General features: G+C 53.8%; 11 protein-coding genes. All 11 read left to right on the forward strand.

Going from position 1 to position 12,900, the window contains the following annotated elements; genetic code table 11:
• The first annotated feature begins 3 nt into the window (after nucleotides 1–3).
• On the forward strand, nucleotides 4–666 hold the full coding sequence (locus tag H144_RS0106010; RefSeq protein ID WP_019941146.1) for a response regulator: 663 nt from the start codon (nucleotides 4–6) through the stop codon (nucleotides 664–666).
• 78 nt (nucleotides 667–744) lie between these two features.
• Nucleotides 745–1,656, forward strand: a complete 912-nt coding sequence (locus H144_RS0106015) for a ThuA domain-containing protein (protein WP_019941147.1) — start codon at nucleotides 745–747, stop codon at nucleotides 1,654–1,656.
• A gap of 129 nt (nucleotides 1,657–1,785) precedes the next feature.
• Complete coding sequence (locus H144_RS31485; RefSeq protein WP_019941148.1) at nucleotides 1,786–2,541, forward strand: hypothetical protein; 756 nt, start codon at nucleotides 1,786–1,788, stop codon at nucleotides 2,539–2,541.
• Between the two features lie 61 nt (nucleotides 2,542–2,602).
• Nucleotides 2,603–2,800: a hypothetical protein gene (locus tag H144_RS0106025; RefSeq protein ID WP_019941149.1), complete on the forward strand. Its 198-nt coding sequence runs from the start codon at nucleotides 2,603–2,605 to the stop codon at nucleotides 2,798–2,800.
• Complete coding sequence (locus H144_RS0106030; protein WP_019941150.1) at nucleotides 2,797–3,195, forward strand: type II toxin-antitoxin system VapC family toxin; 399 nt, start codon at nucleotides 2,797–2,799, stop codon at nucleotides 3,193–3,195. Before H144_RS0106025 ends, H144_RS0106030 begins: the two co-directional genes overlap by 4 nt.
• A gap of 315 nt (nucleotides 3,196–3,510) precedes the next feature.
• Nucleotides 3,511–4,443, forward strand: coding sequence for a type 2 periplasmic-binding domain-containing protein (locus H144_RS0106035; protein ID WP_019941151.1), 933 nt, complete (start codon nucleotides 3,511–3,513; stop codon nucleotides 4,441–4,443).
• On the forward strand, nucleotides 4,440–5,831 hold the full coding sequence (locus H144_RS0106040) for a sulfatase family protein (RefSeq protein WP_019941152.1): 1,392 nt from the start codon (nucleotides 4,440–4,442) through the stop codon (nucleotides 5,829–5,831). The genes H144_RS0106035 and H144_RS0106040 overlap by 4 nt, the downstream gene beginning before the upstream one ends.
• Nucleotides 5,832–5,888: 57 nt before the next feature.
• Nucleotides 5,889–6,569: a hypothetical protein gene (locus tag H144_RS0106045; protein ID WP_019941153.1), complete on the forward strand. Its 681-nt coding sequence runs from the start codon at nucleotides 5,889–5,891 to the stop codon at nucleotides 6,567–6,569.
• A 361-nt stretch (nucleotides 6,570–6,930) separates the two neighbouring features.
• Entirely contained in the window at nucleotides 6,931–9,960 is a 3,030-nt protein-coding gene (locus H144_RS0106050) for a SusC/RagA family TonB-linked outer membrane protein (RefSeq protein ID WP_019941154.1), read from the forward strand.
• Between the two features lie 13 nt (nucleotides 9,961–9,973).
• A complete protein-coding gene (locus H144_RS0106055) occupies nucleotides 9,974–11,401 on the forward strand; it encodes a RagB/SusD family nutrient uptake outer membrane protein (protein WP_019941155.1) in 1,428 nt (475 codons plus the stop codon).
• Between the two features lie 22 nt (nucleotides 11,402–11,423).
• The gene (locus H144_RS31490) at nucleotides 11,424–12,887 is read left to right on the forward strand and encodes a sulfatase (RefSeq protein WP_019941156.1); all 1,464 of its coding nucleotides are present in this window, start codon (nucleotides 11,424–11,426) and stop codon (nucleotides 12,885–12,887) included.
• Nucleotides 12,888–12,900: the final 13 nt, after the last annotated feature.

Raw genomic sequence — 12,900 nt, forward strand, 5'->3', positions numbered from 1 at the left:
CGTATGCCCATTCGGATTTTAGTTGTAGACGACCATTCGGTAGTGAGGCAGGGCATCATCACCCTGCTCGAAGACGAAGACGACCTCGTGATCGCCGGGGAAGCCTCGGACGGGGACGAGGTGTGGGATATGGTCGAAAAGGTAAAGCCCGACGTGATCCTGCTCGACCTGACGATGCCGCGAATGCCTGGTCTGGATGTGATCAAACAGATCGTGCCTGTATTTTCTTCGGTGAAAATATTGGTATTCAGCATGCACAACAACACCGACTATGTGCTGTCCTCGGCATTGAGCGGCGCATCGGGCTATCTTGAAAAGGACACGAGCCGCGACGAAATGCTGAAAGCAATCCGCGCCATTGCGAAAGGTGAGCTGTATTTTCCTCCCTACGCGTCGTCGGTCATCATCAAAAATCTGCTCAAACAGCTCTCCCGCGTACCCGACACGCGTCCTGCTCAGGAAGCGGTGCAGGAAAAATCCATTTGGAAAATTATCACTCCTCGCGAGCAGCAAATCCTTAAATGCCTCACCGAGGGCATGAGCAGCAAAGACATTGCCGAAAAGTTCGATATCAGTTCCAATACGGTGGCCAATCAGCGCGCCAGCATCATGAAAAAGGCCAATGTGAAAAACACGGCCGAGTTGATCAGCCTCGCTATGAAGTAACCCGGTGGCCTGATTTTTATACTGTCGAAACCCGTTTACCGGCCGCCAGATGGGGCCATTCATTAAACCGGGAAAATCATGGACAGGATATGCGCCTTCATATGGAGCCTCTTGCTGCTTTGTACGGTTGCGGTCGCACAGGAGAGAGGACAGTCTGCAAAAGGGGCGGCAGAAAAGAAAAAAATCGTATTTATCGCAGGCCCCGACAGCCACGGCAAGGGCGAGCACGAGCATAACGGCGGCTGTACCCTGCTGGCCAAAGCATTGAACGACAGTCTGCCGGGCGTAGAAGCCGTCATTGTACGCAACGGCTGGCCCCGCGACAAATCCGTGCTGGACAATGCCGCGGCGATTGTTTTTTACCTCGACGGCGGCGGCAGCGACCACCTGGAACTGGTGCACGCGGCCGAAATGGAGCAACTTACGTCACGCGGTACAGGCATTGTCAATCTGCATTTTTCCCTGGAAGTCGACGCGAAGGCGGGCGGCGAACGTTTTTTGAAATGGATAGGAGGGTATTTCGAAACCAACTGGTCGGTAAACCCCGTTTGGGAGGCCAGTTTCGCCAGCTTTCCCGACCATCCCGTTGCCCGTGGCGTGAAGCCCTTCACGATCCGCGACGAGTGGTACTACCACATGCGCTTCCCCGCCGATATGAAAGGTATTACGCCCATTTTGCAGGCATTACCCCCTGAATCGACGCTTAAACAGCCCGACGGGACGCATTCCAACAACCCGGCAGTTCGAGAAGCGGTGCTGGTGCGAAAGGAAATGCAGGCCCTCGCCTGGGCATTCGAGCGGCCGGACGGCGGGCGCGGGTTCGGTTTCACGGGCGGGCATATGCACCGGAACTGGCAGGACGATAATTTCCGCAAACTTGTACTCAATGCCATTGTGTGGGCTGCGAAAATGGAGATACCGCCGGAAGGTGTCCCCTCGGCTACGCCAACTGATAATGAGCTGAATGCGTTGACGAAACGCGTTCCTTGACGTGTCCGCATTAAATTTTTTTAATCTGTAAATTTCTTTAAGTGGTTTTGCGTTAATTGAAACAATACCCGGTGGTCCTGATCAGACGAAAGACGAAACAGGCCCGTACCGCTTTGTTTTGAAGTCCAGATGAAATACGGTTTCCGCGAACCACGCAAGCGCCCTGACAAAATCATACTATTTGCATTCTGCCTGTTGCTCACAGGCGCGCAGGTGGCACGTGCGCAAACCGATTCCACGCAAACCGACTCCAGCGCAAGGGCTTCCGCCAGGGTAAAGCTCTTCTTCAACTTCGACGCGCGGGGTACATTCATTCAGCAAAAGCATATCAATGTTTTCGGGGTAAATGCCGGGATCACGTTCGGCGAGAAGCGAAACCGCATTACGGCAGGCTACTACTGGCTTGGATATAATGCGGCACGGAGGCTCGTCAACTGGCGGCGCATTCTCTCCAATACCCTCAATTTATCCTACTACACTGCCACCGATGTGCGGTTTGTAAACTTCGCCTACTGGCACACGGCCATCCGCAACAAGCGCTGGGTACTGTCCACACCGCTTGAAATCGGGATCGGCAACGAAAGCACCCGCTTCCGGGACCTGTTCGACGGCATCACGTCCGGCTCGCGCAAGGACTATTTCATTCCGCTTCAGGTGGGTGTTTACGGCGAATACCGTGCACTGCGCTGGGCCGGCGTCAACTCACAGCTCGGCTACCGGAACGCCCTTTCCTCCGGCGGCTTCCGTGAACGTTTCAGTGGCTTCTATTACAGCTACGGGATCAACCTCTACCCGGAAGCCATCTGGAAAGATTTCCGGAAATGGAGCAATCGAAAGCCCAAATCCCAGACGCTCGATCACGCAGCGTTGCCGGTTGGACATTAGTGCTAATTCGGCATTGCATAGCAGTCCGGTCGTTTGTAAATTGGCTAAAAAACCATTTACCATGAAAGCTGTACGCAATCCATCGACTGCTGCTACAAAGAAGACAATAGCATCCGGCGAAGCGAAAAAAGAATATCCAAAGGAATCTAATGCCACAATTGACGCCGGACGCCGCAAGCTTGGCATTTTCAGTGGAATGCCGGGTTACTTTATGAGCGATGATTTTTGCATAACTACCAAGGAAGAGTTCGATATATGAAATATCTTTTGGATACACACACTCTAATCTGGACATTGTTGGAACCCCAAAAACTATCCGTTCAAAGTTTCAATACCATCGCCGACAAGACAAATCAAATCTACGTGAGCTCGGTCAACTTTTGGGAAATTTGCATTAAAATCGGTTGTGGAAAACTGGCGCTGGGAAGCCTGCGTCCGGAACGGCTCCCTGCGGTCTGCAAGGACTGGGGATTTCAAATGCTAGTGCTAACCCCCGGACAAGCCAGCACTTTCAGTCATTTGACAGCACATTATCACAATGACCCGTTTGATCGCATGCTGATCTGGCAGGCTATCCGAAAAGACCTGATCTTCATCACGGATGATAGAAACATCCGCAAATACACTTCCGAAGGCCTTCAGGTGATCTGGTAATCGCTTCATTACGGCAAATTTCTACGAATTTCAATCCTACCCCTTGCGATTTCAATTTCTTTAAACTTACTTTGTCTATCAAATTAGTAGATTTTGTTTGTTAACCACCAGCAAACGGGATCAATACCACAATCTTTTTCAAACATGAAATCGATGGATCGTTATTCTTCGCGCGTTACACCTGTGCCTATGGTGGGCTTCCCCTTTTGCCATTCCCGAGCAGGGCACTGTTGTTGCTGACCTGATTTTCACCCTGTTACATACCATTCATTGTGCTGCGGCCGGCGACGTCCGCGCTTCCAACCATTTCACATCATGAAAAACTTTAAATCCGTTTTGCTCGCGGCAGGTCTCGCACTGAGCGCTTTCCCGAATGCATTTGCACAAGAAGCCGACGAAAACAAGGTCATTATCACCGGCGTAAGGTTTGCCTACCCGCTGGTCGATAAGTGGATCAAGGAATACACCGCTGCCAATCCGAAGGCGCAGATCGTGATCGAGACGCGCACCATCACCGATCCTGCCAAATACGACCTGCTGATCGAAGCTTATGACCAGGAAAAAGAAGTGAAGGAAAGCCGTGAATATATCTCGATCGGCCGGTATGCACTGTTGCCGGTGGCGAATGCGAAATCGGCGTTTGCAAAGGAATATGCCGATAAAGGCCTGAACGAGAAGACCTACAAGCAGATTTTCTTTCACGACATTTACGCAGAAAAAGATAAATCGCTGACGACGCAGTACACGATCTACACCCGCCTTCAAAAGGCCGGCGCACCGCTCACATTCGCCAGGTATTTCGGTTACGAGCAGCAGAACATCAAGGGCAAAGCCATCGCCGGTGCCGACGAGCATTTGATCAAGGCACTTTTGAAGGACGAAACCGGCATTACCTATACGACGCCCGGCCTCGCTTACGATCTTCAAACCCGCAAACCGCTTGACGGACTGACGATCATCCCGGTGGACTTCGACGGAAACGGGCGCGTTTCGAAAGAAGAGAAAGCATTGGAAAATCTCGACCAGGTGATTACGGCATTGGAAACCGATAAAGTGAAAAACGTACCGGTTGAAAACATCCATTTCTCGATCGACAAGCATAACTCCAACCCGGAGGCGAAAAAATTCCTGCTTTGGGTGGCTGAAAATGCCGACAAAGACCTCCACCAATTTGGTTACCTGAAAGCCGACGCCAAACGTCTGGCCCAGGAGAAGGAAAAACTGGAAAGATTTCAGGCTGTAAAATGAGAAAAGCTTTCATATTCGTGCTCTCCGGGCTGGGTATCATTCTCTCCGCTTTCGCAGCCCGGGCGCAAACGGCACGGAAACCGAATATCGTCGTCATCCTGGCCGACGACCTTGGGTATGGCGACATCGGTACATTCGGCGCGACGGACATCCGCACGCCCAATATCGACGGCCTGGCCACGAATGGATTAAAATTCACCTCGTTTTACGCCGCATCGCCCGTGTGCAGCCCCACCCGCGCCGCGCTCATCACGGGGCGTTACCCACGCAGGCTGGGCATCGATCACGTCTTTTTCCCGGAAAGCTTCACCGGTATTCCGTCGGGAGAAGTAACGATTGCAGAGGCGCTGAAAGGCAATGGCTACCGCACGGCCATTTTCGGGAAGTGGCATTTGGGGCACCACCGGCAGTTTTTACCGCTGCAAAACGGTTTCGATGAATACTACGGCATTCCGTACAGCAACGACATGATGGGCGTCGCGTACCTGCGCGGCAACGAAGTGGACAGCATCAAAGTCAACCAGCATTATATCACGCAGACCTACACGAAAGAGGCCGTCCGGTTTATCGACGAGAACAAAAGCAAGCATTTTTTCCTATATATCACCCATAATATGCCCCACGTGCCTATTTACGCCTCGCCTAAGTTTGAGGGTAAATCGAAGCGCGGATTGTATGGCGACGTCATCGAAGAACTCGACTGGAGCGTGGGAGAGGTGGTGAAGGCATTGAAAAAGAATGGTTTGGAAGAGAATACACTGGTGGTATTCACAAGCGATAACGGTCCCTGGCTGATATTCGATGTGGAAGGCGGCTCTGCCGGGCCGTTGCGGCAGGGTAAGGGCACGACCTTCGAAGGCGGGCAGCGCGTGCCGACGGTAGCGTACTGGCCAGGAAAGATCAAGCCAGGCTTGGTTTACGACGATCTGGCCTCGCATCTGGACCTTTACCCGACGATCATCAGCCTCACCGGAAGCCAGAAAACCCAGACGAAAAAGCCGCTCGACGGTGAGGACATCAGCCCGGTATTGTTCGGAACCGGCAAGCGCAAGGGCGACGAATTCGCCTATTATTCCAACGGCATTATCGAAGCCTACCGCAAGGGCGACTGGAAGGTCAGGCTGCCGCAGAAAGATGTGAAAGCAGGCAATGCGGTGATCGTTCCGGCTACGGATACGTTGCTGTTTAACCTCAAAGCTGATGTTGGCGAGCAGAACAACCTCCTGAAATCCAACCCGGCCAAAGCAAAGGAACTGCTCGGATCGCTGGAAATCTACAAAAGGAAGATCGGCGACACGCCGCCGGCGCTGGTACAGCGGATGCCTTCGGACGATTCCCACATCAAAAAAAGAGCGGAGCGCGCGGCTGGGAAAAACAATGGCAAATAAGTAGTTTTGAAACGGTTGCGCATTTGGTAACCATGTCAATACAATCATTTACAGGCCATGAAAAAAATCGTCACTACCGCCCTGGGGCTTTCGCTCGCCCTATCGCTCACGTTCACTGCGGCCCATGCCCAGAACATTGTCCTCAAACCTGCTTCGCTGACGCCCTACCAGGTGTCCGTCAGCGCCGTCGAATATAAGGGAAAGCAGGCTGTTGCACTGGAAATGACCGGAGCGCCCCGCAACGAGAAAACTTTTGCCTTATTGAAGGAAACCGATTTCCATAACGGTACCATCGAGGCTACGATTTCCGGCCAGCCCAAAGCCAATTCCGGTGAAGGTGCGCGTGGGTTCGTAGGCATTGCGTTTCGCGTAGCGGCCGATACTTCCAAAATGGAGCTTTTTTACATTCGTCCCACCAATGGCCGCGCCAACGATCAGGTGCGCCGTAACCATTCAACGCAGTATGTGTCGCAGCCGGGCTTTCCGTGGGAAAAGCTGCGCAAGGAAACGCCCGAAAAATACGAGGCCTACGCCGATATGCTGCCGGCCGAATGGACGAAGGTGAAGGTCGTCGTGAAAGACGAATCCGCGCAATTCTATGTGAATGGAGCCGATCAGCCGGCGTTGATCGTCAACGACCTCAAACAGGGTAAAGACCAGCGCGGCGCTGTCGCATTGTGGATCGGGCCGGGTACGCTGGGGCATTTTACAGACCTGAAAGTAACCAAAGCGGATTAATTGTATCCTATTCAAATGCAAATCCTTAAAATATCCCAATAATGCAACGCTATCCTTGCATTATTGGGATTGTTAAGTTTACTTTGCCCACCAAATTTATAGAGTAAGTATTTTATTGAAATCCTGTCGACCGGAAATAACCACCATTTCCTGACGGTACATCTGCAAATGCCTGTAAAGCTTGAAAACACAGGGGCAGGGTTTCGCGTATACGCCCGTGTGCGTATATGGATAAGCGTTACATTCTGCGACCGGTCGGCGCCATCGTGCTGATCAGGGAGTGGCACGCATAATAGTTTCTGAAATTCAACCAATCCCGTTTTACGTTAAAAGTTTCAATAAACCCGATTAACCTTTGATAATGAGAAAGTACCTCTACGTGGTCCTGTTTCTGACAGGCTTTTTAAGCCACTCCTATGCCCAGGAAGCCGTCACCGGCGTGGTGAAGGACGCTGCCGGGCAGACGATCCCCGGCGCGACGGTTGTGCTGAAAGGCACCGCGCGCTATGCCGCTACGGACCTCGACGGCAAGTTTTCTATTGCCGCGCCCGCTGATTTTCCCTTCACATTGCAGGTGAGCCTGACCGGCTACCAACAGCAGGAAATCGATATCTACGAACTCTCCGGTGAGCCGGCCGAAATTGTATTGAAAACGGCCAATGTGCTCGACGAGGTCGTCGTGATCGGCTACGGTACGCAGAAAAAAGGGGACATTACCGGTTCCGTGTCTTCGGTGCCGCAACTGGCTTTGAAACAGCCTATCAGTTCTTTTGACCGGGCATTGCAGGGCGCAGCGGCGGGTGTCCAGGTCACGCAGACGTCGGGGCAGCCGGGCGCGGCCGTGAGCATACGCATACGTGGGGGAAACTCTATTACGGGGGGAAATGAGCCATTGTATGTGATCGACGGTTTTCCCGTCTACAACAGCAACGCCGACGCCAGTGCCGGTGTGACGGCCGGGCCTAGCATCAACGCACTATCCAGCCTCAATCCAAGTGATATCGAGTCCATTGAAGTACTGAAAGACGCCTCCGCAACAGCCATTTACGGCTCACGCGGCGCAAACGGGGTCGTGATTATCACAACTAAGAAGGGCAAGGCGGGCCAAAATACACTGACCTACGACGCCTATTATGGCACACAGAAAGTGCTGAAAAAGGTGGACGTGCTCACGAATGCGAAAGATTGGGCATTGCTCAAAAACGACGCACGCGCCAATTCCGGCAAAGCGCCATACTACACCCAGTCGCAGCTCGACGCATTGGGCGAGGGCACCGACTGGCAAAACGAGGCATTCCGTTCGGCGCCCATCCAGAACCACCAGCTATCGCTCACAGGCGGGGACGATCGCACACGCTATTCTATTTCAGGGAATTATTTCAAACAGGACGGCGTGCTGCGGAATACCGATTTCGAAAGGTACTCGGGGCGCATTAACCTCGATCGCGACTTTTCTGCCAAATTTAAAGTAGGTGTGAACCTGACGGCCAGCAAAATCACGGCCCAGGTGGCCAACAATGGCGTCGTGAATGCATTGCTCGCCATGCCGCCGACCGTGAATGTGTACGATGCGAATGGCAAGTACACGTATCAAAGCGAATTCGAAACGCCATTGGGTAACCCCATCGCGACGTTGGAAAAAGAGGTGAACCAGACGAAAACCTACCGCGTGCTCGGTAATGTGTACGGCGAATATACGTTTTTCGACGGGCTGGTCGGCAAGGTGTCGTTCGGGGCGGATGTGATCAACAACAAGCAGAACCGCTATGTGCCTTCGGACATTTACCAGGGCGCAAATTCCAACCCGACGGGCAAGGCATCGGTAGGGACCAAGTTTTCCTCTACCTGGTTGAACGAGAATACATTAAGCTACTCGAAAACCATCAACGACCGTCATTCGCTGAATGTCGTAGTGGGCTACACCCAGCAGGCGTTTGAAACGGAAAGCGCCATTGCGGCTTCGGAAGCATTTGTGACTGACCAGCTGGAATACAATGACCTGGGCAGCGGCTCGGTGTACAGCCAGCCTTCTTCGGGCTCGTCGGCCTGGGCGCTCAACTCCTGGCTCGGGCGGATCAACTATTCCATTGACCAGAAATACATTTTCACCGTGAGTGGCCGCGCCGACGGTTCTTCCCGTTTTGGAAAAGATAAAAAGTGGGGTTATTTCCCCTCCGCGGCATTTGCGTGGAACATTTCGCGGGAAGATTTCCTGTCGACCTACAAAACCATCAGCAACCTGAAACTCCGCGTGAGTGCCGGGGTGACGGGCAACCAGGAAATCGGCCAGTATCTTTCACTGGCGACGCTGAATTCGAATACCTATTTCTTCGGCGGGCAGACTTACATCGGTTTCGCCCCCAACCGCATCGCCAACCCCGACCTCGGTTGGGAAACGACGGCCCAGTACGACGCCGGTATCGACCTTTCGTTGTACAAAAACCGTATCAATTTCGTTTTCGATGCCTATTACAAAAAGACGACGAACCTGCTCCTGAACGTCCCGATCCCGTACACTACCGGGCAATCGACGGCATTGCAGAACTATGGTTCCGTGGAAAATAAGGGGATCGAGCTGGGTATCAATACGGAGAACTTCGCGGGCGCATTTACGTGGAACACCAATTTTGTATTTTCCGTGAACCGCAACAAGGTGCTGACCCTCGGCGACGGGGCCGACTACATCATTTCCGGCGCAAACATCGCCAAGGTAGGACAGCCGCTGGGGTCGTTTTACGGGTATCAAGCTAATGGCCTCTTCCAGACGGGCGACGACATCGCCAACCTGCCGACCATCAACCCCGCCACCACCAAGCCCGGCGACCGCCGCTACGTCGACATTAACGGCGACGGCAAAATCACCCAGGCCGACGACCGGACGCTCATCGGGAACGCCCAACCGAAATTTCAGGGAGGCATTACCAACACCCTTTCCTACCTGAATTTCGACCTGAGCTTCTTCTTCCAGGGCACCTACGGCAACAAGCTTTTTAACCAGAACAAACAACAGCTAGAACTGCTTACGGGCCAGCAAAATGCCTCGGTAACAGCCCTGGAACGCTGGACACCGACCAACCCTACTAATGTCGTCCAGCGCGCATTCGAAGATCCTGCGCCGGTGAATACGAGCCGGTATGTGGAGGACGCCTCTTTCCTGCGCCTCAAAAACGTGACGCTCGGCTATAACCTGCCCAAAAGCATTGCGACGAAGATCCATGCAAGCCAGATCAAAGTGTACGTGTCGGCCGCTAACCTGCTGACCTGGACGAAATATACCGGTTTCGATCCCGAGGTAAGCCGCAACGAGCAAAGCACGCTCGCGCAGGGGATCGATTACAGCGTGTATCCCGGCAGTAAGTCGTTTTTGGGTGGGCTAAGTATTTCATTTTAAGTGATTTGAATTAATGAAAAAGATATTATTCCTTTTCCTGGGCCTGTCCGGCATCACCGCCTGCACCGACCTGAATGAGAACCCGTCGTCCCTCATTACGACGGAGCAATTTTACAAAACGGAAAGCGACGCCGTAGCGGCTGTGACGGCCGTTTACAACGCCGCGCTTAACAACGGCGGCCTCACGATGTACAACCGCCTGTTTCACCTCGCATTCGAAATCATGTCCGACGACGCCATTGCAGGACTGCGCGTGACGAACGCCGACGTGCGCACGATTTCGGTGCTCGCACATTCGACGACCAACGACCGCGTCGATGAGCTGTGGCGGGAAAGTTATGTAGCCATCAACCGCGCCAATATCGCGATCGCCCGCATTCCGGGCATTGAAATGGACGCTACCCTGCGCACGCGGCTGGTGAATGAGGCCAAATTCCTCCGTGCATTGCTGTATTTCAACATGGTACGTCTCTGGGGCGACCTGCCGCTGATCCTCGAAGAAAATGGTTCGCTGGGCAAGGATGCCATTCAGGTGGCGCGCACGCCGAAAGAAGACGTGTACAAGCAAATCATTCAGGACCTGACCGACGCCGAGGCGTTACCGAATACCTACACGGGTGCCGACGCCGGCCGAGCCACGGGCGGTGCGGCCAAATCCATTCTCGCGAAAGTGTACCTCACCCGCCAGGAGTGGGACAAAGCCGCCGCGAAAAGCCTGGAAGTGATCAACGGGCCCTACGGTTATGACCTGTTCGAAAATTTTGCGGATGTGTTCAATGTGGCTACCAAGAATGGGAAGGAGCATATTTTCTCGGCACAATGTAAGTCTAATGTCAATGGGCAGGGAAATCGTCTGGCCTCGTCGGCTACGCCGGTAGGGATACCCGGTGTGGCTTCGGCAGGTACGGACGAGCCCCATGCCGATGTATACAAGCTGTATAGCGAGAAAGACAAGCGCCGCGCCGTCACCTTCTTTACGTCGCTCGTGAGCCCGACCACCGGCAAGGAAATCACCTTCCCGCCCCGTTTTTTCAAATATTTCGACCCGGCGCAGATTGTGAACCCGACGGAATCAGCCAAGAATATCCCGGTGATCCGCTTTGCCGAAATCCTGCTCATTTACGCCGAAGCCGTGAATGAAACCGGCGGGCCTGCTGCCGAGGCCCTCGCGGCCGTGAACCGCGTACGCAAGCGCGCGGGGCTGGATGCATTGAGCGGGCTGACTAAAGATCAGTTCCGCGAGGCGATTTACCTGGAACGACGCCTGGAACTGATGTTCGAGTTCCAGCGCTGGTTCGACCTCGTCCGCACTAAACGCATGATTACGGCCCTGCACGCCGCAGGGAAAACCAACGCCGCGGAAAAGCACTACCTGCACCCGATCCCGCAGCGGGAAATGGATTTGAACCCGAAACTGGTGCAGAATCCGGGGTGGGAGTGAGGTTTTTTAAATAGTTGAAGAAATGCAAAAGCTTTTTGTACAAATCATCGTGTTACTGGCCCTCACGTCAGCTGCCTTCGCGCAGGAGGCGAAGCAGCCTAATATCCTCTTCATCCTCGTCGACGACTGGGGATGGACGGACCTGAGCGCCAACGGCAGCAAATACTACGAAACACCGAACATCGACCGGCTGAGGAAAGAGGGTATGTGGTTTTCGCAGGCCTATTCCGTCGGACCGAACTGCGCGCCGAGCCGGGCGTCGCTGATGACGGGCAAATACACGCCGCGCCACGGCATTTATACGGTCGGCAATTCGGACCGGGGTAATTCCGTAGACCGGAAACTGATCCCCATCGAGAACAATACCGTGTTGAACCCCTCATTGGTGACTATCGCCGAAGAGCTTAAAAATGCCGGTTACAGCACCGGGCTGATCGGCAAATGGCAGCTGGGCGGCAAAGGGAAAGGCGCCGATGCCCATGCGCAGGGTTTTGAGCACGTGATCGGTGGAACGGGCGGTACGAGCGCCTATTTTTATCCATATAATAAAGAGGGAAAAACGTCGCCGCACGAGGGCATTACCAGCGGAAGCGAAGGTGAATACCTCACCGACCGCCTGACCGACGAAGCCTTGAAATTCCTCGAAAGCAACCGGCAAAAGCCGTTTTTTCTGTACCTCTCGTATTTCGCCGTGCATACGCCCATCGAGGCGAAGGCGGATATTATTGCCAAATACAAATCGAAAAAGGGCGACGCCCACCACCATAACCCCGTTTACGCGGCCATGATCGAAAGCGCCGACCAGGGCATCGGCCGGGTTTTGAAGCAGCTCGATGCGTTGAACCTGGCAGAAAATACGCTCGTCGTGTTCTTCTCGGACAATGGCGGCATGGGCGCGGTTACGGCCCAGCATCCGTTACGCGGCTCGAAGGGCATGCTCTACGAAGGCGGCGTGCGCGTGCCGCTGATCGTGAAATGGCCGGGCAAAACCCGCGCCGGTTCGCAGACGGATTCTCCCGTGATCGGCGTCGATTTTTATCCGACATTGCTGGAAGCGGCAAAGATCGGGAAGCCGCTGAATGCGGAGGTAGACGGGCAGAGCTTCTTGCCGCTGCTTTCCGGCCAAACTGCGGCGCAGCGCGACATTTTCTGGCATTTTCCTGCATACCTCGAAGCTTACAAAGGCGACAAGCGGAACAAGGACGCATTCAGGACGCGGCCGGTGAGCACGATCCGGTCCGGCGATTTCAAACTGCACCAGTTCTACGAAGACGGGCACGTGGAGTTGTATAACATCCGCACAGACATCGGCGAAACGAAAAATCTTGCCAAAGCCAGTCCCGCCAAAGTCAAAGAGCTGAAAGACAAGCTGGAAGCGTGGAAGCAGAAAGTGAATGCGCCGGTACCTACGAAGCTGAACCCGGAATATGCACCGGGAAAAGCCGTGCAGGCAGGTAGTGCCCGGACGGTTAATATCGAGGAATAGCCAATTCTTTAAA

The organism is Dyadobacter beijingensis DSM 21582 (assembly GCF_000382205.1).
Lineage (GTDB): Bacteria > Bacteroidota > Bacteroidia > Cytophagales > Spirosomataceae > Dyadobacter > Dyadobacter beijingensis.